The sequence below is a fragment of the Clostridia bacterium genome (genome assembly GCA_035561135.1).
GTDB lineage: Bacteria > Acidobacteriota > Terriglobia > Terriglobales > Acidobacteriaceae > DATMYA01.
Genome location: DATMYA010000008.1, coordinates 101845 through 126988 on the forward strand (window position 1 = coordinate 101845; position 25144 = coordinate 126988).

13 protein-coding genes are annotated in these 25144 nt (G+C 51.8%); 2 read left to right on the plus strand and 11 right to left on the minus strand.

The genetic code is table 11. The annotated features are described in order from the left end of the window. Positions 1-167: 167 nt before the first annotated feature. Positions 168-1913, plus strand: a complete 1746-nt coding sequence (locus tag VN622_00705; GenBank protein ID HWR34372.1) for a recombinase family protein — start codon at positions 168-170, stop codon at positions 1911-1913. Positions 1914-3830: 1917 nt separating this feature from the next. Here the strand turns inward: VN622_00705 and VN622_00710 are convergent. Continuing rightward, entirely contained in the window at positions 3831-6272 is a 2442-nt protein-coding gene (locus VN622_00710) for a tetratricopeptide repeat protein (GenBank protein HWR34373.1), read from the minus strand. Then, positions 6272-6754, minus strand: a complete 483-nt coding sequence (locus tag VN622_00715) for a tetratricopeptide repeat protein (GenBank protein ID HWR34374.1) — start codon at positions 6752-6754, stop codon at positions 6272-6274. Before VN622_00715 ends, VN622_00710 begins: the two co-directional genes overlap by 1 nt. 312 nt (positions 6755-7066) lie before the next feature. Here VN622_00715 and VN622_00720 point away from each other — a divergent pair, with 312 nt between their 5' ends. Further along, positions 7067-7327 carry a hypothetical protein gene (locus VN622_00720; GenBank protein HWR34375.1) on the plus strand — a complete coding sequence of 87 codons (261 nt, stop codon included), beginning with the start codon at positions 7067-7069 and terminating at the stop codon, positions 7325-7327. Between the two features lie 511 nt (positions 7328-7838). On the opposite strand, the gene VN622_00725 is transcribed toward VN622_00720, so the two are convergent. The 9 genes from VN622_00725 to VN622_00765 form a co-directional block, all read right to left on the minus strand. After that, positions 7839-11633: a hypothetical protein gene (locus tag VN622_00725; protein HWR34376.1), complete on the minus strand. Its 3795-nt coding sequence runs from the start codon at positions 11631-11633 to the stop codon at positions 7839-7841. Between the two features lie 188 nt (positions 11634-11821). After that, the gene (gene vsr, locus VN622_00730) at positions 11822-12241 is read right to left on the minus strand and encodes a DNA mismatch endonuclease Vsr (GenBank protein ID HWR34377.1); all 420 of its coding nucleotides are present in this window, start codon (positions 12239-12241) and stop codon (positions 11822-11824) included. Next, entirely contained in the window at positions 12238-13809 is a 1572-nt protein-coding gene (locus tag VN622_00735) for a DUF262 domain-containing protein (protein HWR34378.1), read from the minus strand. Before VN622_00735 ends, vsr begins: the two co-directional genes overlap by 4 nt. Before the next feature lie 4 nt (positions 13810-13813). After that, positions 13814-15037 (minus strand): type II restriction endonuclease, encoded by a 1224-nt coding sequence (locus VN622_00740; protein ID HWR34379.1) that lies wholly within the window; start codon positions 15035-15037, stop codon positions 13814-13816. Positions 15038-15049: 12 nt separating this feature from the next. Beyond that, positions 15050-16294 carry a DNA (cytosine-5-)-methyltransferase gene (dcm, locus tag VN622_00745; protein HWR34380.1) on the minus strand — a complete coding sequence of 415 codons (1245 nt, stop codon included), beginning with the start codon at positions 16292-16294 and terminating at the stop codon, positions 15050-15052. A 176-nt stretch (positions 16295-16470) separates the two neighbouring features. Continuing rightward, a complete protein-coding gene (locus VN622_00750) occupies positions 16471-18153 on the minus strand; it encodes an NERD domain-containing protein (protein HWR34381.1) in 1683 nt (560 codons plus the stop codon). Continuing rightward, complete coding sequence (locus VN622_00755) at positions 18153-19979, minus strand: DUF1998 domain-containing protein (GenBank protein HWR34382.1); 1827 nt, start codon at positions 19977-19979, stop codon at positions 18153-18155. Before VN622_00755 ends, VN622_00750 begins: the two co-directional genes overlap by 1 nt. Further along, the gene (locus VN622_00760; protein HWR34383.1) at positions 19951-23106 is read right to left on the minus strand and encodes a helicase-related protein; all 3156 of its coding nucleotides are present in this window, start codon (positions 23104-23106) and stop codon (positions 19951-19953) included. Before VN622_00760 ends, VN622_00755 begins: the two co-directional genes overlap by 29 nt. Next, on the minus strand, positions 23103-24977 hold the full coding sequence (locus VN622_00765) for a UvrD-helicase domain-containing protein (protein ID HWR34384.1): 1875 nt from the start codon (positions 24975-24977) through the stop codon (positions 23103-23105). The genes VN622_00760 and VN622_00765 overlap by 4 nt, the downstream gene beginning before the upstream one ends. Positions 24978-25144: the final 167 nt, after the last annotated feature.

Below are 25144 nucleotides of genomic sequence, written 5' to 3' on the forward strand. Positions count from 1 at the left end.
GACGATTCAGTCAGGAGCCAGACACTGTAAGTCCGTGGTGGTTCGTCCCGACTGGGGCGCGCAGAAATCTCTGGGGTTTTGCTGAATATTGCTGGACATTCAATTTCGGATAAGGCTGGTAACTTATACAAAGAATGGCTCTCCGCACTCACCTCATATAGAACTCTTTGCATTTCGCCATCTCCAGAACTTCTAAATGTTTTCAACAGCTTACGACTTATGTCATCCCCAGCGGTGCAGCTATGACCACAGCTTGGGACGATTCTTCACCCATCTTCGTTGGTATTTACGCCCGCTTCTCGAACGAGGAATTGCAGCGAGACGCATCCATCGATGACCAAGTGCGGACATGTACCGATGCCGCTCACGAAAAGGGCTGGATCGTAGATCCGGCCCTCGTTTTTAAGGATGCAGGTGTCTCAGGCGCACTAATGTCTACAAGAGAAGGCATCATCGCGCTGAAAGCCCGTGTTGAAAGAGACAGGGTGAAGACGTACCGCGGATTTGTGTTCGATGACTCCTCCCGCCTCGGGCGGAATCTAGCTGAAGTTCTCACCTTTTGTAAGATCTGCGAGTTTCACCAGATATTTCTCTATTTCGTCAATCAAGAACTCGACTCGCGAGATCCTAACTTCACCGAACTAATTATTCAGTATGCCCGAACCGACGAGCAGTTCTTGAAGAAACTCAGGAAGGGCGTCATCAAGGGACAAAAAGGACGAATCATCGAAGGGATGATTCACGGAGGAAGATACTACGGCTATAAGGGAGTTGCCGTACCGGACCCGACCAAACGAAGCACCGCTTCTAAGATCGCGATCAAGGGAGTAAAACTCTACATCGAGGACGTGGAAGGTGCGGCGGTCCGGGCAATCTTCGGCTGGGCAACGGAGGGGCGAAGCCTGATGCAGATTGCTCGTGATTGCATCGAGGCGAAGCTCCCGCGCCCCTACAGAAAAGGCTCTGCGAAGAGCCGTTGGACGCCGGACAACGTAGCGCACATCCTCCACAACCGGCTCTATTGCGGGTACCTGAGCTATGGAAAGACAACCAATGTACCCCATCCCGTTTCGGGGAAGATTGAAAACAGACCCGTCGAAGAATCCAAATGGCTGGTACGACACTTCCCCGATCTGGCTATCGTCTCAATCGAGCAGTGGGAGGGAGTTCAAGCGGTTATCAACGGCCACAAGAACTTCGGGCTAAAGAAGCTAGGCGGAATGGGCCGGCGCTCCTCTGATGCTCAGGTCCCATTATTTTCTGGAATGTTGATCTGCAAGTCGTGCGAGGGTTCTTTCGTCGTTACTGGTAAGGCCGGTAATGGTGATCGAATCCTTCAATGCAAGAAGTTCCGATACTACAAGAGTTGTGAAAACGGGGTCAGCGTTCTCGAGTCTGTGTTGGAACGAAGCCTCGTAGATCACCTCGCAACCAAGTTGCTCCAACCTGAATTAATCGACTATGCAGTCGAGCAGTTCCATAAGAATCTAGCCGCCCAGTTTGCTCGCATCAAGGAGCAGTACAAGAACGATCGAAGAACAACGGCACCACTGCTGCGCGAAAAGAAGCGACTCGAAACAGAAAGGAGGAACATCATCGACTCGCTTCGCGCAATCGGGCCTTCGGAGAGTCTTAAGGAGGAATATGCCGGAATCGAAGCGCGGTTGACGATCCTGAGCCAGGAATTGTTTTCTTTGAACCCACCAGCACTCCCTGAGATCTCACTGCAACAAGGCCGGGATTTTGTGCGTTCGCAAACGAGTCGGCTGTCCGAGTTCCTGTTATCCGATCGCAGATCCACGCAGCAAGCTCTTCGACGATTTGTTGGACCCCTCAAGTTATCCGCTGGCTCGGGTGGTCGTAACCCCCAATGCCGTATCGAAGGAGGTTTCCGTCCATGTCAGCAAGAGTAAAGAAAGATGTAATGCTGTCGGATACCGGGTCGGACTACAGACAGCATTACAAGGAGTTTTGCATGGAAATAGATTTGGTCGTTCCAGCACGTACAAGGTGCCGAGACTACGTCAATACTTCCACGTATAAAGCTGAAGAGATCCGTCGACTCATTGAGCTTGGATACACAATGGCGGGAATTTCGCGAGAGTTGAACATGTCAAAGTACATAGTCAAACAGGTACTTCAGACCCTAGGTCTCCGGCCACAACCGAAGCCACTGAATTATTTGCAGCACCCAAAAGTCTCACCTGCTGACGTTCGAGCTCTGCGCCAACAAAATAAAACGTTCCCTGAAATTGCGCACGAACTCGGTGTTCAGAGACAGGTGATAAGAAAAGTAGTCAAGGCTATTGAGGCATCTACTGGGGAGCGACTGGACAAAATCCCTCCGCGCGCACGAATGCATTTCCCTTCACGAGTGAACTACTTGAAGCACCCTCATGTGCAATCGGAGATTGTTGCGAAGCTCCTGGGCGAGGGAAAAAGCCTCAAGTACATCGCGGATTCGGTTTCTCTCTCGCAAGGAACAATTCGGAAGGTCGTCAATGCTCTCGGCTCGGGCAGGCGGCGACGTTACGTCGACTTCCTAAATCATCCTCGTTGCCCGGTCGTTGAAGTCAGCCGACTGCAGAGATTGGGACTAACCCAAAAAGAGATTGCACGACAACTTCGAATTTCTGTGGGAACACTACAGCACGTACTTCTGGCCATGAAGTACCGGAAGAACGAGTGATGGGCGAAAGTACCGTCGCTAGGAATCAGATAGATCATGATCCGGGTGAGTTCCGGACCTCACGCCGCTCATGCCCGTTTCTAGGGTACCGAGCTATCCCCTTCCAGACCGTTCCGACTGCTTTCTGATTGCAATCGACTTGGGCGTCCCTCTCATTCAGCGGGACGCCCTTGGCACATCAGCATCCATCGGTGGTGATACTGGATGCCTAACGCCGCCGGATCTTAGGTCCTATGCGCCTCTGAGGCGGAAGTCTTAAATTCTGCGTGCCCCATCTCAGCCATCCAAGCCGGATCTTAGTTTGCGTCCGCGCTCAGTGAACTATTTTTGCGAATTCGTTCAATGCATGGAGGAACAATTGTGCACACAACATGAACACCAAAACGCTCCCGACTCAACTCTGTTAGACGACGCCCCAACTCTACAAGCAAATGGTCCAGCTTCCGAGGCCCCTTCCGAGACTGATGATGCTTTGAGGAGATTAGTTACTGATTGGGTAGTTCCACGACTGATTGCGGTTTTTGTCCAGGAGCAGGATCGAGACTCGGGGGTATCTGCAGAAGCACACCGCGTACGAAGCACGTCTGATTCAGGAGGTGCATATATCTAGTAAACGAAGATTGAGAAGAAAAGAATGTCTCAGCAAGAAGCCATTCCGAACACAAGCAGAAGCGGTCGCCCAGGTCATTGGACTAATCCGCCAAGGAGCACAAAACCTCCACAGCTACAAGTGCAGGTTCGGCGATCACTGGCATGTCGGGCACGTTCCAGGTAGGCACCACAAGACAATGAAAGGAGGCGACAACTGTGACTAGTGCAAAACATCGAGCCCGCGACCCTTTTGACAATCCACACGACCAAAAGGAGGACCGGTTCAAGTATGAATCAACGGATGGTCTACCGGATTCGTCTGATGACGAAAGATCACTCACCGGACGACATACGTCTCAATTAATCTCGAAGCACTACTCCTACGATTACGACTTCTATTTCGAATCCTAAACCGGCCCAACGTACATGTTTGAATCTCCAATCGCTCGGCACCCGCCTGCGCGGGTGCCATTTTTTTGCCAACCCCTATGGCTTAACACAACTCCCCACGTATCTCATTCATCTCCATTCGACAGGTACTCGTCAAACCCTATATGTCTCGAGAGTGCAGGTATCGTTCACGCAATTCGGAGAATCGCCTGAATCCATCTGGTCGAGGTCTGCCGGAGCGGTCAATCGCGTTCTCCAGGAATTCCTTCATAAACGTTGCGATTTCCAAATGAAGCGTTATCGTTGAATCTCTTGATAGTGCTTCTCTAAAGTAGAAGTAGGCGCGAGAGTAGTACTCCTTTTCGAACATTAGGATGGCGTAGTCTCGATAATCGTAAGCACTAATTACTTGATCCAGTTCCGCATCTTCGAATTCATCTACGGAATCTTCAAGGTTCCCTTCTTCTGCGAGTTTGAAGGCTTTTGCAACCTGCCGACTTCGAAGCGCGGCAAAAACATCCAATGATTTTCGATTTCTTCCGCCGAATGAGTTTGCCAGCGCTCGTTCGGCTATGTTCTGCACGGTTCTGTCGGCGCTTGTGTCTCTTTCTACAGCATCGTGGGAGGCAGATTCGCAATCCTGGAGTGCGGGCCGAAGTGCACCGACACAGCACTGCATTTTCGCGGAGGTCTCTTTGAAGTGGGTGGAATCAGTTCCTTCACTGGACTCAAATACATTCAGGGCCTCTTTGTACAACGTGACAGCGAGTTCCCCGTTTCCGCGGTTGAAATGTTGGTCGGCGAGCCCACACTTCGCTGTGGCTACCCTCACCGAATTCGGTCCAAGCCCCTTAATCGCCTTCTCGATCGCTTCTTCAAAGGCAATTTGGGCTAGATCGAACTCGCCTTTCATGTGATAAAGAGTTGCGCGGTGCATCTGAAGGGTCACGAGCGCATCGCAATTGGAGCTACTCTTTAACTCGAGAATCTCTTTAGCAGCGTCAAAAAGTGACTCCGCTTTTTCATGGTGGGCCTGCTGCATTTCCAAGACACCATAATTGTTAAGGATACTCGCAAATTCAGGTGTGCTTTCCTGATGAAGTCGCTTGTAGAGTTCAACTGCTACTTCGAAGCACTTGGCGGCGTCTTCCAGTTTGCCAACGGCTCGATACGCTACTCCCATACTCGATTGCAGATCGCCGTAAAATATCGATTCTGTGACGTGCGCCCTCTTGAGCAAGGCGATGCTCTCCCGATATGAATCTAGTGCGTCCCAATATCGCCCGATACGACGGTACAGAACTCCCTGATGCATGAATATTCTTGGGAGAATTTCCTCGCAATCAGTCCTCGCCCGAGCGCAACAATCCAATGCACACTTGAAGGCAAGTTCCGCAAGCGAAAGCTGGTACAAACTCGAATAGTTCATTCCAAGCAGATCAAAGCGGCGGGCATCAAGACTTGGATCGATTTGTGAATTACCTGCCCGATAACTGAATACTTTCAGAGTCGTTAATGAATCGGAGTACCTTCCGGCAGAAAACTGAACAAGTGCGTGCAAAAAGAGCCGATCCAGACTTTCGGGTTGTTCTAGTTCCTCGACAGCTTTTGCATTCTGCTCCGCCAACCTGAAGAGGGTATCGTAGTCGCTTGTCTTCAGGTAATACTGGGACAATAGTTCCAATACCGGACGCAAATGGGCACCCTTGCCCAAACGTTCGGTAGCCAATTGGAGTGCGATTTTGAACTTCCCTTCCGCCTCAGGTTTGTCCTGGGCGAGGTACACTTTCCCAAGTTCAAGGTATGCTTCTTCTCTTATCGCTCCTTCGCTTTCTTCATGATTGATTGTCCGCAGAAGGAGAGTTTCCGCGGCCTCATAGTCACTCTCACTGGCTACGCATTTCGCTTGCGAAAGCAACTCAGAGGGGCCCGTTGAGGCCTTTAGGGGTAGGGACTCTGGCTGCCGTACCGATTCAGTTATGGGAGGAGCCGAAACAGAGACACGGCCCTTCTTCGCTTTACGATTCTCGGCGTGAAGACTCGCAGCTAATACAACTCCGTCCCAAGTCACTTCCCCAGCAGCATTCAAGACATCAGAGCGTCGTTGCTGCTGCAGAATTGCTGCGACCATTTCAGCTGTGCAGCCATGCCCTATCGCTTTCGCAGCCCAGGCTGGCGCAAAGGAAGTCCTCAGCGGCATATACGGTGTTTTGCAGCGCAGTTTCTTAGCAATATCTCGCTCATGTCGCGGGTTGAAAGGAGAGAACAAAGTATCACTCGTAATTGGGTCTGGACTCGGGTTCGGCCGCAGATAGACTCGGAGGGCGGGGTCTAGTTTTCTTGGTTCTACGTCCGAAAACACGTAGCTTGGGAGCATTTCACGAACAACGAGTTCGTGATCCCTCACAATTCGATGAACAGCCTTTGCTATGCTGTGCTCGAAATCGTCCGGGGTGCCATAAACAATCTTTAGGACGCTCACGCCGAATCGGAAGCACTCGAGAATCCGTCTCCTGACGACCAGCTTCGCCTCTGCGATTTCGGTCTCGTGAAGATTTAAGTTGAACTCTCCAATGTCAGCTCGAAAACTTTGAAATGCCATTATCGAGATCCCTTAAGAGACTTTTGCCAGCTCTCTGGCAATGGAAACGTGGGGTCGATCTTAAGAACCTGAAGCGCCGCGACTCTCCACTCCCGCTTTTTCTGCTGAGCACGCGCGCTGGCCAGATTGAACCACGCCATCGTATCGACGGGGTGCAGCTCTGTTGCACGCTTAAACTTCTCCTCCGCCGTAGGCCAGTCCCTTTTATCCAAATTCAATACACCCCAATAGAAGGCAGTAAGAAAGTCGTTCGGATTGGTAGCGGCTGCTTGCTTGAAACAGGCCTCTGCCTGCTGCACCTTGCCGCTCTCCATGTAGCAAGTGCCGAGTCGTTCCCATAAGCGTGCGTACTCCGGGAACAGCACAAGTGCCTTTTCAAAAAGAGCTGCCGCGCTGTTATACGCCTTGTTTCCGATCAACCGGTTGGCATCGTTCAGCAATTGTTCGACTTCAGCACTAACCGCGATCTCGTTTTCCGCCATTGTCGCTCCGCACGTTCAACCTTCTTCACCTTGGGTCGCCAGTTGCTGTTGAAATCGAGCACAGTGAAGACAGATGCTCCAAATCACGCTCTGAACAAGGCTTTTGGGGGAGTCAATCGTAGCAAAGGGTACAACCGACGAACTGTGAGGTCTGTCACGGCTCCTCGTATCAGTAGAAAAGCACGACGCTGTTGCGCATATGACGTGCAACGCTCGCCCTCTCCACTCACCGAGCGATTCTCCTGGAACCTCGATGTGCGCCCGACACTCCGAATCAAACATCGTTCGATATACTTCAGATTGGAAATTGAAATGATTATTCCTTATGCATCTTGGATTGACGAAGTTCGTTTGGCGCTCAGCGCCATAAATATGCCGCTTGATGAATGGCAAAGGTGTTGGCGCTTCGACTTTGAAAGAGAATATTCGGCCGGCGTCGAACCGTCGGCCGCCGCGGAAAAGGCTAATCGCTACTGGTGGCGCAGACAAAACGAGGCGATCAACCAGTCGTGTCCAAAACAGGCGAACTGCTGGCTACCCCGAGGCCACTCCGGTGTATGTGTACCAGAGTAGTGGCTTAGACCTAAGGCTCTCTAAACCTGTGGTCCCGCTATTCCGACCGCCGAGTTCAAGTTCGGTGTGCAGTTTTTGCCGCCCGAGACTTAAGCCAATGATTGCCGGGTCTCTTTGGGCCCGAGTCCTTCACGCGCTGTAGGAGCAGCAAGGAAACCTTCCACGGAACGGAGATTCGCTCGCCGTGACAGAGGCCCTGAAACAGAAAATGCGGCCTGGCTGCAACAGGCCGCATTCAAAACAGTACGGAAGGTGAAACTGGTGGGTCGCAACCACCAGATGCGGAAACCCGCGATCATTCTGCCCCAACCCTTGCAAGGAAGCAATCCGAAAACCAATAAGATTCAACAACCGAGATTCCGGCTAACGTTGGGTGCCGGATGGGTAATGAGATCCGGCACTCCGTCGTTAGTACGGTCCTATCTGTCACTTGTCGTTTATCGGTAGTAGTGCCGGTGAACTTCAACGCCAAGATGAAACGATCTGCCTGAAGAATCGAGATCGCCATCAATCACTCAAACCGCTCATCCTTTGCCCGCGAACGCGATAGTTCCCATTCTTTATCGAATTCAATCTCGCGAAGGAGCCGCTCTCTTTGCATGAGAATGAAATCATGAACTGAACCCTCAAAGTTGGACTTCAAATCGTCCAAGAGTCGGAGATTCGTTTCAATGATGGCCCACCGTGATCCGCTCCAGCTCATAGGAACGAACTTAGCGACGTATTCTCTCAATACTTGAACTTTGTCCGGAGCATGATCCAAGAGAGACATGGCCAACGCTGTCCATGACCTCTTGCCAAGTTCATCGGCCCCTCGAAACGGTGTGATTGCCGCCGCCAATAACGGGAACCGTGTGCCTGGGTCAACGTTGCACCATGCCAAGAGGGTGGCTTGAGGAGCATTCTCAAGAATGGTGCCATTCGACTCATCAAAGCGGTTACGGATCAGACGCGACGCAGTGACCTTCTTTGTTAGCAGGAGTCCGTCGAGCGTAGCGAGCGGTTGAATTGCGAGCAAAGTGCTAAACAGGCGCTCATGGTTATAAGTGCCTGCCTGATGTTTCCGCGATGCCGCGTTGAAGCTCGCGCATATTTTGCGCGCCAATGTTGCGCCTTCATCACCGTCCAAACACACCTCTGACAGATCAGCAAGGTGGTAGTCGAACATGTGATCGCTCGAGTTCCAGTCGACTTGATTGAGTAAGTCTCGGCAAGCTTCAATTGCCTCGTTCGGGATTGTCGTCTTGTCCTGTTTTGCTCGTGCAACAAGCATCCAGATAGTCTGCAGAGCTACACCAAACCCCTCTTTTCTCTTGCGTATAGCCGCCGCGATGCTTCGAACGTCCCGAGGGGCGATCGAAATCGGGCTGGTGCTCAAAGCCAGATACCGGCCAATGGGGGCGGTACCGGCTCTCAAAGACTTCTTGATTCTGGCAAGACCTTTGCTGTCCAGGCCACTCCTCGATTGCAAAACAGGAAACCATTCCGCGAGTACGGAATCGTCAACCGCGGCATCGAGAACCTTGCTTGCAAATCGCTTGTCGCGTCCCCGTATGTGTAGAAGCAGATTTCCTAGAAGCTCCACCTGTCTCTGTTCAGCAGGTGTTTGATTGAATGCCGACAAAAAGATATCCCAGATGTTCTGCGGATCTTCGCTGGCCTCAATGATTCCCCTGGTCAGGCTAAAGAACACCATTTGCGACGGAGTAGAAACGAGAATCCGTGCCACATCGGGCAGTAAATTCTTATCGGCGGCAATCTCTTTACCAAGTCCATATGCCGCAGCCTCCGTCTTTTGGATCTGAGCGTTGTAGTCGGTCTCATCGTCTATTTCATCTATGAAGTTCCAGTATCCGCTTCCGGCATTTCGCTTGAGAAATGCTTCAGTACGATCGAACAAAGAAACGGGACGAAGAGAGGCTTCTAGACGTGCGATCTTCTGATTCTCTTGATCGGTATACTCCTTTTTCTGCCAACGTCGAATTGAGCAAACTGCGAGCCAGCCTTCAGGCCAAAACTTGCGGCTTGCAATACGGAGACAGGCGTCAGATATCTCATCTGAAAGGTCCGTGCTGTTCCATAAGCTCGGTAGCTTCTCCGCAAGCGTCTTGCGGAGGTTAGGGACAACCGCTGAATGAGTGCTCTCAATCCGAACACACAGCTGCAACACGGATTTGTACCAATCGAGTACTTCTGCGTTGGTTTTCGGAAAGTAGCCAAAATCGCGCGAGCGAGCTCCGAACTCAAAATTGTGGGAGGAAATGAAGTGTCCCGTCTGAAGCAACGCGTCCAGTGCGGCTATGCCAATGTCCCTTCTGTGGACGTCCGAATGAACCAAAAGCTTCTCAACGACATTGATTCGCTGCGCAAGCGTTGCATGTGTTCCAGACAAGTAGATCGGAAAGAGGCCAGAGATTGCATCCTCGCGGTTACGATAACTCAGGTTTCTTCGACTGCTAAGAGTCATACGAACAAGAACTTCGACACATCGTTCAAAGTACTTCGATTCGTATGCTAGCGACCACAGAAGCTCCTTGAAGGGTGTGCAGATTTCAGCGATACGATCATCTGTGATCGCTCCAATCGAACGCTCTATTGCCGATAGCACAAGCTCAGGCGCGACCGGTGCGACATTCTTGAACATTGATACCTGGTCGGGGCCAAACGTACTCAGATTGTTTAGAAGTCCCCCATCAGCTAACCATGTTCTTACCCGTTCCTTAACTTGTTCGCTGTCGTGCAGGTATCCAAGCCGTCTCGACAACGAGACCAGCATGCGTGGGGGTGCGACGTTCACGAATCTGTCTATCTTGTACGGCGGAATTTCTTCGAGTGCGGACTTTGCGAGCCGGTTGGCAATGGCATGCGGAAGAATGGCTCTCCATATACTCCGCTTTTGTACGAGATCGCGTTTTCGCAGCAACTCAACGTCACGGTATAGAAGATCGAAGCTCCGCTCGACGATTTGCCCAAGCACGCGAAGTTCCGCTGCTTCGCCGTTGAATTCGTCTTCCACGTTGAACGAGTACACGAGCGAACACACATGGGCGCTCAGAAGCAAACTGTCATCCGCACCCTTCCTCTGCTCGAACAGGCGCCGGAACAATACGTCATCATTCAACTCCGCAATTGAATCCTTCTTCTCTGCTGTCCCCGCGATCGCAATGGCAACCCGAGCATTGCCTCCCGAGAACTCCGCCGCACGTTGAGCATCGACCTTGGATAATTGTGGATATCTTTTTTGCAGCAATGTTTGAATCAATTCTTGGGAAGAGGGCTGAATTTCAAAGATTTCCGTTCCCTCGGGCTGATCGTCGCGAATGTCGTATTCAATTGTAAGAAGGCTCACCGAACTTGAAGGTCTGCGACATATGTCAGAAAGGCTGGCGTGGAGGTCGGCAGGGCAATTATCGACTACGAGAATCGCGCGCTGACCGAGGGCAACGAGTTCGGTTGCCATTGCAATTGGAGTTGGATCAGGTGCATCTCCAAGATTTGTATACACAGCCGTTGATTGATCGAGCACATCTCCGGCAATGTCGCTCTCGAAGAGAGCCTGCGCCAGACGTGTTTTCCCCACGCCTGATAGCCCAACGAACCGGACCACTCCTCGTGCTTGTGACAGCGTTGCGCGAATCTTGGCAAACCCGTCAGACACGGTTAGTAGCGACTCGCCGCTCGAGTCCGGTGTTTTAAAACGCAACGCTTCGTCAATCAGAAACTTGTCAACCGTATCAGGGGTCAGCGTCCATGACTCGTAGGGATGCCAGCCTCTAATCGGTTCACCGATTTTCGCCCGAACCCAGATCACCATCCCAGCGTGATCCCGAACCCATGTCGCTAAGCGCGTACGGTCAAAGAAGTCGAGATGCAATGAGGATGCGTTTGGAAGGTCAGCAACGGCTTCGCGCATCGCCTTCAAACGGTTTCCTAAAGAAAGGTCCGTTGCTGAGTCTTTTGAACTCGCGATGATGTATGCACCCGCGCTTAACGCGAGTTTACGAATGACATCGCGGAGTACCCCCTTTGGCCTCATCTCGGCGAGAATTCGAGATCGGGACATGGTTTCAGCTTTGACTTGGTATCCTGTTGAAGATCGTGGAATCGGCGGAAACAAAGTAGAAGAAGCGTCCAACATCACTCGAACGTCGATCCCACCATCAGCTGCATCTTGATCGCCTCCGTACGTCACCGACGTAACGGGCAGGTTTCTTCGACGCAGTTCCGCCTGACAGAGCAGCGCAACCAAGTTACGGAGGTCTCCGTCTGTTAGTTTGGCAACATGATGTCCGGTGACTTCAAACATTAGTTCCTCCCCCATAACAAGTGCCCTTGGAAATGCGGCGACGTTTATTGCTATCATCCCCAAATACTGTATGAACAGATGGACTGGAAGATGGCCTCTTCGCGTTCCAGGGAAGAAACTCACAAAGAATTTGCTTGAATGGCAAGCGCCGGAACTTGAAACGACCGACAGACATCACATTCGCCAGATTAGGTCCTCGGTGGAAGGCCGCGGCGACGAAGAAGACTCGCGATATCCTCCGAACTGCGGGTCTCACATTCCCAGACAACCATTACTTTCCACCCTTTTGAGATCAGTGCAGCTTCATTCCGCTTGTCGCGAGCTACGTTCCCGCCTCTTTTTAGGCGCCAGAAATTGGCACGAGTAGCAGGTTTGACGGTACCGTATCGGCAATTGTGGCAGTGCCAGAAACAGCCGTGCACGAATACAACGGTCTGGTACTTGGGCAGAACGATGTCCGGTTTACCCGGAAGATCTCTTCTATGAAGAGAAAACCGGTATCCCATCGAGTGGAGTATCGAACGGACGCGCACTTCGGGCTTAGTATTCTTTGCACGAATCGCAGCCATGTTCCGACTGCGCTGTGCGCGCGAATGTACATCAGTCATTGTTTTACCGATTGATTGCAGTAAGGGTGCGTCAGTTGACAGTTGCCGCCCGTTCCCACACCACCTTCCCGAACCGGGGTCTTGTGGTCGTAAGAGACTGATTTGTTCGGGTCAAGATAGCCTCCGCAAATAGGACAACGCAAAGCATTTGCTAAAGCCTCGCGAAGAAATACCGCGCTCTTCGTTTCTTCTGAAAACTTAGCGGTCTTTCCTTCTTCGATACCAACAATCACCTTGCCAGTGACACCAGCTTGCTCAATGAGGTCCTGCTCGCTGGGGTTGATTCCGTTTGCGTAAGACTCGATGAGGTATTTGAACAAATTTGCGACTGTGTCGTACCTTTTGGCGCTTCGAGTCTGCTGAATGATTGCTGCAATCAGTTGCTTGTGTTCCACAAGACCATCTTCAAGCTTCTTCCTGCAATTGGTAAATTTCGGAAAGAATTTTGGATCATTGTCAGTTAGCTTCCGGGCGATTAGTGTCGCCATGCCCATGAACAGCGGAGCCGTGTGCCGCCCGGAGGGGCCATAGAAATAGACCGCTGGATGGAGCCCAAGGCTTCCCTTGTCATTTCCGGTAATTCGCTGGGCTAAATACAGAGACTTTTCCAGCACATGAACTGTCTCGTCTCCAGTCAGATCGTCCGGTTGATCTCCTACGGACACAGGCTGGCCCTGCTGATTTCGACTCGCCAGAAGAACGAAGTCAATGAGCAGTGCGAGTGCCGCACGAACACCGACACCGCCCCCCAATGGCAAATCCAGTGTCTTTATGGGTGTGTTTACCTCTGGCTCGAACAAAATTCGGAAAAGTTCCCTCGATTTTTGCTCGATCTTGATCCGTGCATCTCCAGGGAAACTGGACCAGTATTTATGTCCCATTCCTGCACGGATTATGGAACGAGCAGCAATGGCACAGGGCTTCTTCCTGTTGCTGATTAGGAGAGTCTCAACATCGTCAAGGGGTGTCCCCTGCTTGTTGATTTTGAAAAAAGACGACTCTGCCTTGTCTGCGTCGCCCCAGACCCACTGAACCTGAAGCGCTCTGGTGCTCAGGTCCTTGACCCTCTTACGTTCTTCCTCCGGGAGGCCCGGCTGTTGGTTTTTGGCAGACCAATGCTGCCAAGAACCGATCTCCTTTTCAGCCAAGCGACGAGTCTCCGCCGCCGCCTTTTTCTGGTCTTCTGTGATCTGATACCCAAAGAACTGCTGCGAGAGAGGTCCATCGCCAAAGTCATTTAGAATCCATGCCCGCAACGCGCTAAGCCGGTGTCCGCCATCAATGACGAACACAGAAGATGTCGAAGACCAAAGAATTACAGACGGAATGAGATCACCTTCAAAGAAACTTCTGATTAAGGAAACAACCTGAACTGGTGTCCAGTGGTTTGTCTCTCTCTGAAAGTCTGGCTTGCGTAGATTAGGCAGAAGAGGCGAATCTGGCTGAAAATCCCTCAACGAGAGCGTCTGAATCTGCGCTGTCGAATGAAGATCTGTGGATTCAATGAGAGCGAAGTCTGCTCTGGGGATCATCGCATCGAGATTTACAAATTTCTTTTTACCTGACATGTTTTTATGCCCGAGTTCCTGCTTGGCGGTCCTTCACGATTCTGGTAAATGCAGCGACATCGAGTATGACTGCAGCCTGCTGTGGGGAATAGGTAGCATGCAGAATCCGTGGGACAACTATTTGAAGATTGTTTGCGATCATCTCATCGGTCTGAAAATGGCTGATTGCTGCTTCCAGAGTGAGGAGGTGTTTTCGGTCAATCCTCCGCGCTTCCGACAATACCTGTCTCCACCGGTCTTTGCAGGTAGTCTTAACGCCGAGCATCGTCAGGTGGACTGAGCTAAACGAGTCGTCGTGGTACTGCGCAGCCCCAGGAAAAAGGAAATCAGGCCGCGACTTTCCCTCGGTAACTGCAGAGCGGTCATACCGGATACCATTCACCGAGAAAACGACCTCGAGATGATTTTCCAGTGCACGCCCAACTCTGCTCTTCCGTCTATTCTGGACGGAAAGTGAGAACTCAAGAAATCCGTCCACGTCGTTTACAAATCCTTTTGAGAGTCGGTCGGCAAGGAGGTGTTTCTCCAAGGTTCGGAAAAGTATCTCCTCGCGCTCCATCCACGCCATCAGTGCACCATCGGGATCCTCGACCGCATTGATGTCCTTCAGTGTTGAGCGCGCGTAGGCAGAAAAGTCCCTCGTAATCGGAAATGCACGGCCAAACTTCTGCAGCATTGTGTCGAGGTAGTTCTCTTCCGTCGTCTCGACAACAATTCCAATCTGTTCAAGGATAAAAGTTGAGGCGAACTGTACCCGGTCCTGCTCGGTTTCTAACTCCTCGCGGACAGAGAAGCCATGATGTTGAGCAGGCGTGACGCTGAACAGCCACTGAACCTGGTTCGCAATAGTGGAGCCGCCTTGGGCAATGATGACAAGTACAGAATCGTCCTGCCGTCTGCCGATTACAAGCAGGTCGCCTTCTGCAGCGCATAGCGACACCCGAGTGGTGGGAAAGTAAAGGCGATGTTCGGAACGGGTGGGATGCTTTTCGCGCGCATCATACCAGGTCAGAGTTGCGTCGTCGACTACTGGCTCATCGTCCCCATCATTTAGGTAGATGAAACGAGTTTTGTAAATCTGCTTCGTCTCCGCGCGTCCAAACAACCGAATTAGGTCCGCAACACCGTTAAACTCGTGTTGATTGCTTCGCGCCGTGTCAGCTTCAACGGCACTCAGAGACTTGATGGCAACACCGGAGAAAAATTCCGACAGATAACCTTGTTTCATCCTGTTGACCGCCTACGCGAACAAGGGCATTTCCAGTACCCCGGTTTCCTCCTGCCGCTTAAGCGAAAGGATGTGAGGCTCCATTATGCGAGCCACCTCTCGAATCACGGGCACTACCACGCTGTTGCCGAATTGGCGGTACGCCTGAGTATCGGAAACCGGAATTCGGAAACTGTCTGGGAATCCCATCAGTCGGGCGCACTCGCGAGGGGTGAGTCTGCGGGGGTTCTTTCCCTTCCCTCTGCTGACTAGGATCTCAGACCCGTCCTTGTAGTAGCGGGCCGAGAGGGTCCGGGCGACCGAGTTCCGATCCACCAATCCAAAACCAAAGCCGTTGCCGGCCTTTCGATGCTTCTCTGCATAAGCCTGGAGGTATTTCCAAAGATTATCGGTCAGCACGTACTTAGAATGAACTTTCGCGCTTGGTCCGGTTGTGTAAGGTTCTTCTGCTTCCTCAGTGCCATCCTCTGGATGCAATATGCTGCCGAGCACGGGAGCCTTCGCAGGAAGGCGCAAATCGTCGAAGGTGAAGAGGGTCTTCTCCCGGAATCCGACAATCAAGATTCGCTCGCGGTGCTGCGGCACAAGATGACTCGCATCGACTACTTTCGCGAAGACCTGATATTGGAGTTCATCGCGGAGCGTCTCCATAATGACCCGGAATGTGTTTCCGTGATCATGGCTGAGCAGGTTCTTAACATTCTCGAGCAAAAAAGCCTTTGGCCGCTTGGCAGCTATCACTCGCGCGACGTCAAAGAAAAGAGTGCCTTGAGTTGCGCACTCAAACCCATGAGGCCGCCCCAGAGCATTCATCTTGCTCACGCCCGCAATTGAGAACGGCTGACATGGAAACCCGGCTAAAAGCACGTCGTGATCAGGTATCTCCTCTGCTGCATACGGAACGATATCGCCTATATACGGTTCTTCAGCTCCGAAATTTTCGATATAGGTCTTCTTGGCCCAAGGATTCCACTCACTTACAAAAACAGATTTGCCACCAATGGACTCGAAACCCGACCGAATGCCGCCAATGCCTGCGAAGAGATCTATGAAAGTAAATTTGGGTGACTCTGCAGAGGTTCTGGCTCCAGATCTCAAGATATCCCGAAGCGCCGGTTCAACGAAAAGGGGGCACTCTGTCTCACGCCGTTCCCATCGAGCAATGGTCTTTGCGGAAACGTTGAGTCGAGAGGCGAGATCGGCCTGAGTGAATCGCTCGCGCGCTTGAATAAGAAGATTGACCGGTTCGCTACTCATGAAGGGTTAGTTGCCTCGCTGGGAACATCTGAGGACATATTGTCCTAAAATTGTCCCTATGTCCAGCCCTCTTCCGTCAGCCCTTTAAATTCTACCGCAAAAGGCGAACAAATAGCGAATACTTCGAGTGTCAAATTCCCGGGGAACTGCCATGGTGGGACTTGAAAAACTGATTGCTAAACGGACTTAGTGATGGTGGACTTCGCCTTCAAGGCGGTCAGAATTTCGGGCCTTCCCACGATGCACAGTAGAGACCTTGCCCTGGTTAGCCCCACATACAAGAGTTCCTTCTCAGGCAACGTGCCTTCCGGAATGACCAACACGACAACAGCATTATCCAACCCCTTGAAACGTCGAACGCCACTGCAAGTCACCGAGCTCTGAGGGGCTTTATCGACTTGCTGAAGCTTCAACCTCTTCAGGTCTTCACAGACCCGAAAATTCTCAGAATCCAGCTCCATCGTACTCAGAATCGTAATCTGCGATTGGGCGATGTGCTCTGAATCGAGCAGCTTTCCGACAAGGTCACTCAGCTGCTTGGTAATTGACTGTTTGTTGTCCAATTCCGTCCACAGCACGGGTGGACCGTCAGGGCCTAATGGACGTGCGGCAGCCGATCCAAACCAAGGCGCCGCGACGCGGAAGATTTGTTTACTATTCCTAAGATTGTTTGTGAGTGGAAAGGGTGCTTGTGGAATGAGACGAGCAAATGCAGCAGGCATCTCGTAAAGCTGCTGCTGATTATCATAGAAGACATACAAGAGCGAATCGGGCTCGAGGCAGGTCTCCAGTGCTTCCCACCATTCTGCACAGAAATCCTGACCTTCATCGATGATGAGAGCCTCAATTTTCAAATCCGAAACCTTGGCAGTCTCCATCAGCAAGAGCGCCCATTCGTCCCTCGTAACTCCCTCGATCTCGCGCGGAACTTCCAATCCGGCGCTTTGAGCGGACTTGAGAACGAACTCGTGGAACGTTAGGACGGACAGGTGTTCTCGACTCCCTATTCTCGCTTTCAAATGGTTAGCGAGCGGCCGATTGAAGCAGAGGAGAATGGTCTCAAGGCAATATTCTGCGCACCGCACCGCCTTCTCAATTGCAAGTACCGTCTTACCAGTTCCAGCAGGCCCTGAGACCGCGCAACGCGGATGATTAGACAGGAAGTCAAGAATCCAGAATTGCTCGGTCGAAAGATAATCTATCTCTTTTTCTTCACGCCGAATCTCGACGACCGCCGGGACCCTCAATTGAAAGCTTCGAGCAAGCGAGTTGACAAAAGCTTTGACCCCAAGGGCTGTCAGTGGCTGTTCCGGTGCACCGAGCGGTGTTCCAATCCCCATCCTCTGCGCAACCCAAGCTCCGACTTTGGCGAACTGATCAGTGAAGCAAAAAATGGTTAACGGCCGATCGGGGCCCAGATCGTCTGCAGGCTTTTCTGAATGAGGAAATATCACGCCGTGCCGGGCTCTGATATGAGGAAGGCTGAAGGATTTTGAGGCCCGCATCTTTTCCAGCAGTCGATGCTTACAGGTTCGAGCCTGATACACCGGATCCTTTATTACGCTTGTAAAGCCGTAGCGATTCGTTGTGCGCCATCGATCGTTTTCAGCATTGTATTCAATCTCGCCGCCTTTCACTTCAAGGCAAAGCATGCCGAGTCTTTCATGGACGATAACAAAATCGGCCTCGCCATCGATTTCCTCGCCTCGAGGTGACAATCCAAGCCACGGACGTGAATAAAAGACGAAAAATTCTTCGCCTAGCTGGCTTTCCAATGCCTCGAACACCTGTATCTCTGCTGACCTGAATGGGTCAGCGGAAACGTGAGGCGGCACGGCCTTCGGAAACATCGTTGCCATCAGAGTGCAGCTCCCAACGAAGAAAAGAAGCCAACCTTAGGGTCATCAGGCATTCCGACTAGTAGAGCTCGGTCAAGAAAGCCATTAAATTCCTCACAGGACGTTTCCGGGGCCAGAACACAGGAATGACAAGCGGCGCCGTTAGTTGCTTCCGAGAGTGAGGCAATACCTTCAATGCACAATGGGTCAGACGAGCACCAGCGCAATGACGATATCGCCGACCTGATAGTCGCTTGTAACAGCGTTGAATCACCTTGTCGGGAAAGGCCACCTAAAGTTCCGTCGGAATCTGCCGTTGCTGTAAAGATCAAAACCCCACTCATTGCTGGGTCATCGTCCACGTAAAGGCGCTCTCGCAGGGAGGCACTTGAGTACCCACACTCAAGACTTAGTTGGCGCATCAGTGCGTGCGCAAATGTATGGATTAGCAGCAGTTTCGGTGTAACAGAGCGCTTAGGCTTCTTCCCGTATCGCTCTTCAAAGAGTTTGGCAAATCTCTCATTTATCTGCGAGGCACGCTTCCCAATAATCGCGCTCTGGCTCTGCCACATTTCGATTGCGTCTCGGTTTAGCTCAACAAAAATCCCTTCACCTCTGACATCTATGGCGGGGAGCCACTTCAAATCAGCGATGGGGGTGGCCGCGATTGGCGCAACATACTTCTTGCTATCGGTATCTTCAGAAGACAGTGGATTGATGCGCGTGAATCCAGTTAGCGCTCGTACTTCGCGCAATCGGACTACCCTACGAATTTTGCTCACCCAAGGGCTCAGCGTTCCCGGGAACTCCGCACGTAACTCGAATTCTCCTGAATTGCTAAAAGCATCGGGCTCTGCGGAAAACCGCAAGTATTCGTCCACTCGAAGGTCTTCAGAGCTGCTCTCCAGTTGTTGAATTCGGAGTTCCAGCGCATTCGCAATCTCAGCGGATGACATCGGGATATCTGACAGCGGTCCGGTTTGTTTTAGCCACTCAATCTGATTGGCGCGCTGTGCAGGTTCGGTAGCTACCAGAGGTCCCCAAAATGTTCCGAGCATTTCTTGCAAAGTATCGGACCACGGGGGAATGCTGAGCGCGGACTGTGTAAGTGGGAAATACAGATTCGAGGCGCCGCGTTGCATGGCTACGAGTCGGCCGCCATTGCAATCCTCTGGACTGGACAACCACGGCCGTCTCCCTCGGCATGGAAAGATAAATTCCGATTTCCGGAAAATACCATCCATGCTCTTACTGGCTTTACAGCTCGGACAACGAAGAGTCAGGCCTGCCAATCCAGCAGCTTCGGACTTCAAAATCAGATTCTTGCGATTTTGGCATCCTTCCTTATGCGCCACCCATGCGTCCCAGGGGAACTCCTCAAGATGCCCATATTCGCACGCAGCCACGAAGCGAACGGGGATTACGAAAATTCGTTTCTCTCCTCCAAGCTCGTTGCTGCAGTCAGGGCAAAAACGAAATGCTTTGCCCATTACTTTGCCCCATCTTAAGCTAGGGCGGATCCTATGACACCCAGGACAATGCAACCAGTCCGGAAATCGTACTCCCACTAGTGTTGAGGGATCGTCGTCCGAGAGTGCCACTGGTGGAAGTCGGAAACCGAGAACCTTCAGCTTTCTTTGCAGTCTCGGCTCTGTGATTACCTGCTTATTTTTAAGTCCAGCTGGTTTGGCGCGTTCGTCCCACGCCTCGAGCCCTGCGGCAACACCTGATACCGGAGCGCCGTCTGCTCTGAAATCGACAATTGCGCCCGGACCAAAAGTTGATACGACAGAGCTTCTCCGAAGCTTTCCAAGTTGGTTATTTGCCACTTTTTGCCCCCTTCGCATAGCTTGGAAGTTCTTCCTCAGGCGCCAAGCGCTCCGTCAACATGAACGGCGTCCCAGGCTCTACATTTCGCAAGCTGTTTGGCGTCGGCCAGCATTCGCCGGGTGCTCGTCCGCAAGCTCTCAGTTCCGCAGCACGTTCGGCACTAATTAGGAGGCTCTCCTTCAGTTTGTAGTCGTTCCAATAACGTTTGAGCCCAATGCGTTCAGCCCAACGGGTGAGGATTTTTTTGAGATCGGCTGCAGTTCCACTCGTTTCCTCTCCTTGGCTCGCCAAGTCTGACCGGTCAACAACCAGTTGCACAAAACTGTCGATGGCTTCTTCGTAATTTTTGCGAAGTTGCGGATTGTCGCGCATCTCTGCAACGAAGTGTCGTATTAGCGCAACCAGAGGAGCATGAAGAGCTCGGTCTCGCGCTCGTGAAGCGAAAGGTGTGACGCTTGTCGCATCAACCTCTCGGTACAACGTTCGGTGCCAAGTGCGTAATGTCTCGTAATGCGACCTATCACGGGCTTTACCGGCGTTGTAGACCGCGACAATTAATCCCGCCACTGAACCCCTGCCCACTCTGGAAGTCGACTGAATGTACTCTGAAATGCCCTTTGGCTGACCATTCACGACCATCAGTCCCAAACGCGGAATGTCCACTCCAACGCTGATCATGTTGCTGGCAAGCAGCACATCCACGCATCCCGCCTCGCCGGTTTTGTTTTTTAGCGTATCGAGCAGTTCACGGACCTCGGTCTGCGTAACACGACTGGTCAACTCTCGTACTTCTCGCGCTGCCTTAGGTTGTTCATCCCGATACTTTGCATATTGGTCAATGCTCATTCCGACGTCATCTTGCATCAAAACGACAGCACCTCCCAATTCTCGCAACGAGTTGAAATACGTGACCAAAGTGGAGTATGGGTCCCTGACTTCTGGGGATGGGATTTGCTGCGCTGATTGGAGTAATGAAGCACAAGTTGCCTGCAACGCGAACTTTGCCGATCGGCCCGCTGTAGTTACGCCGAGGTATAGTCGCCCCGAGGAATTTGGGTCGATAACACAAAAACATGAATCGGAGGCATCGATTCCCGGGGGCGGAAACTGCAACGTCTTACGGCCAAAGAGAGCTCTGACCTGCGGTTCAGCGCGTCGAATCGTCGCCGTTGAACCAATTATCTTTGGCTTTGAGCTCGAGACTTTTCCGTCGATGACCCGGCGTGAACAGAGTTTGTCGATTGCAACTTCGTAAAGGCCCGCCATCGTTCCGAGCGGCCCCGAGATCAGGTGCAGCTCATCTTGAATAATGAGGTCAGGAGATGAAACTGCGCCTCTGCCAAACAGAACTCCGCAGTCGGGATTTCTGACAATCTGAGCGAATTTGTCGACGGTACCGACGAGTAATGAAGGCAGTTGCCGGTATACGGCATCATCCACAGTCCACACTGGCAAGTTCGACAGTTGCCCCAACGCGCATTCTGCATTCGTGCAGCGCACTACGAACAAAGATTGCGCATCATCTGGAGTCCAAGTCAGTTTCTTCCTGCAGGATGGACAGGTAGTCAGCTGAACGGCTGACGCCTTGCTGGGATCACCGGAAAAGTAATTGGCTTTAGCTGTCTCATAATCGTTTGGCACGGAGTCGCTTCCGACCCACATTCCGATCCCAAACCGAGCCTTTGCCCCAAGCAACTGGGGTTTGTCGAGGCGAATGAGCTCGCATGCCAGAATCAAAGCGGCCGCTCGCTCGTACTGCTGAGTCGTGAGCAGTCGCAGCGTATATCGCATAATGCACGCTACCCCAGCGCCCTCATCGGGCAACTTCCGACGCATTCTCCTGAAAAACAGCAAGAAAGCGAGAATTCCCAAGTATGCTTCGGTTTTTCCACCGCCTGTTGGGAACCAAAGGAGATCCATGATTTCTCGCTCGGGGTGATCGTCTTTGCATAGAGACGGGATGTTCAAGAGTATGAAAGCGAGCTGAAAAGGACGCCACTGCAAGGGCTTCTTCTCTTCATCCGTCCAAATCCGTTGCGTGTTCATTGCCCGGTTTGCCAGCTTGAACGCGACACGCGCAGTTTGGTCTTTCATTAGAAGATCGATTCCCGCTTCGATTCGGAAGGCAGTCTTCTCACAATCGGAAATGTGTCGCTTTGCCTGCTGTAACATTTCGCCATCCAAGCCCTCTGTCGAGAGACTTGAAATCCAGGCACGGTAGCACTTGGGAAGGAGTGGAAGTGCTTTCTGCAGCTCTGCGTCTGACGCATTGGAGAGCCAATCAGCCGAAAGCGGTGAGACAGTTGAAGTGTTCTTAAGAACCTCAAAACACTTATGCCCATCCATGCTTACTGAAGGAACGAGCTGCTGTGGAATCCAGGATGTGGAAACCCACTCAGCGGACCCGTCTGGCAATTCTCGCCAATCAGCTGAACACGTGTGTCCGGTCGCATACTCCCGTGCATTTCGATACAGAAGTCTTGCCGTCTTCGCATCGTCGTCCTCACCGGAAATATTCGACGGGCGCGCAATAAGTTTTTGTGCTTTCCCGGCCTTTATTGTCAGCTTTACCTGATAAAGGCATTTAGCAGTGGTATCGTCTTTTGAATCACCCTTCTTTGATTTGTTGGCGTTGATTACCGCCATCGTGACAAGAGTTCCATCCTTCCACTCTGCCTTGTTGTAGTAGAGCTCTAAATTTGGAATTCCTGTTTTGGAGGACGGGATACTCGCGCTCCGGGAATTGAGGAGAACAGGAATAGTTGTTCGATGTTGATGGCGCTTCCAGCCATACCGCTCTTTCCCATCCACAACGGCCTCAAGGACTCGCTCGTAAGTTGCGCATTCGAGCGTCGCCGAGATTGGGAGGGCGTCCGTCGCAATCGCGAACGAAATTCCAGCAGATGCCGGTCTAGTTGTACGGTCTAGCGGTGCTGCATCTGAAGCGGTCGAGTTTTCGTCATCACCATTACCAGACTGGAGGCTTTCATTCTCCTCATCTGAAACCGTCGTCGCTTGGGGAAACAGTATACCGGTGAGATAAACATCGTTTGGTCGGTCCGCCAGTATCTCGCTGTCGCTGTGCGGGCCGACAAGATCAGCTTCAAGCCGCTGAACTAAAGACTTTCGAGGGGTTGCGCTCACTTTCGCTTGCCTCCATAGGAATAAAATCGAACTGTCGGGAATGCGCAGGGCACGGGCGCAAGCATAATGCCACTCTCGTTGAAGGGCGGCAGCAACGACTGTAAGCCGGTATTTTCGGGTGCAAGCACAATAGACCTGACTCCAACTGACCACACGTCGTAGATGTTGGGGCTTGGGCGCAACTTGGTCTTGCTGTTCACTTTTCTTCCTACGAAGAAGAGTTCCTTATTCACAACGTCGCTAAGATGCCCGACCACCGTCTCGTTGTAAATGAGCCGGTATCGAAAGTCTTTTTCCCTGTCAGTTTGCGCGCTGAGCTTGAACACTGATCCGGACAATTGGGAAAGAACAGTTTGGCTCGCTATCGCTTCTTCGGCATTCTTGTAAAGCGACTGAGAAGCTTGTCCCAGCGGATCGACGTCTCCATTCATGCCAATCTCGACAGATGCCGGATGCGACTTCGCATAATCGACGTGAAATGCCCTGCCAGACGGTTTAAGTGTCCGCATCCATTTAAAACCGTTTCCTATCTTGAGCGACTTGCGCGCTCGCGTAGCCCCTACGAAAAGAACGCTCGCCTCTTCGTCTAGGCTAGAACATTCTCGATCATCATCATCGTTAAAGTGCAGATGTACGTCATCCGCTTCACGGCCCTTCGAGGCGTGAATCGTCCCAATGATCGGTCCTGTGCTGCCGACGTCCGGACTCGTGAAATCGATTGGTGGTCTCGGCCTCGAAAGCACTCTTCGCAACTGATGAATATTTACGAGATCTTTACTCTCCTGGGCCACTCTCTTGAGTAATGCCCAGATAACTTCTGAGTGACCGCTGGCAAGCGCCGAAGACATTCGCTTGCGGACGAGACCTTCGAAGGTAGATCTCGTTATCTGTCGCTCGCAATAGTCCCAAAACAGTAGTGCCACCCATGGGTGCACACACGAAGGGTATCCTGAAATTCGCACCCGGTGTTTGGTCTCTGCACCTGAAAGCAGCGAAGATGCTTTAAGAACTTCACCCCGGCTTCTGAACAGTACGAGCAGATCTTCACTAGCCTCCACTCCCTGCAGAAATTCCTTTCCGAGTTCTGAGTCCGCAAACGTCTTGATGTCTTCTTTCACCTTCGAAAATTTGCTTTCCCCCGGCAGTTTGGCGCTCAAAACAGTCACGCGCGTTTGTTCAAATATCGAAAGCAGTTTGGCAGAGCTCGTACGGTGGACCTTTGTTAAACGCGATTCAGTAAACTTTAGTGTCTTACTGTTTCGAAGCACTTCGGGGAGGGTGAAACGCTGTTGGGGAGGTTCGCTAAACTGATAAATTGCTTGAGCAGGATCGAAGAATATCGAAACTCCACAAGACTTTCCAAGAAGATTCACGACATTCAACAGCAACTCTGCCCGTCTCCCAACTACGTCCTGGGCTTCATCGACAATTACGTGCTCAAGAAAACCAATGGCCTCTCTGACTTCAGGTCGTGCGTTTACGAGAAGCTCGATCGCCTTCTCAATCGTAAGTTCATAACTTTCAAAAATTCTTTGTTCTTTCGAAGATTGAAAGCCCTGCACAATCTGGAAAGCTTGTTGATCTAGAGTCGCAATCTTAATCGAGTAGGCGGCACCCCCCACATAATCGAAAATCCTCTTTCGAATCTCGGCGACGGCTGGGCGAGTAAAGCTGATTAGCCACAGATTGGTCGGTTCAACCCCACAATTCTGGATGAGGTGCGCGACGCGTGCACATGCTACTGCGGTCTTGCCGGTTCCTGCAGCCGCATCGACCAACAGCCTTGATTCGGCGGATGCTTTGATGACCTTATCCTGCTCTGGGGTTGGAGTAAACGGAATGCAGCAGTCATGTTCAGAAGGTTCTGACAAACTCTTGCTCCTAATTCTCACTTTTTTGGGGGAGGAGCTGTAGCACACTGTAGCTCGAAACGTGCCCGAGTGGCGTCACCGTGGATGGCTGAGAAGGTGACTCTGTAGTTCATGTGCTGCGGACACATCCTACAACACATTCTTGGAGCGAAGGAAGCGGCAAGTGC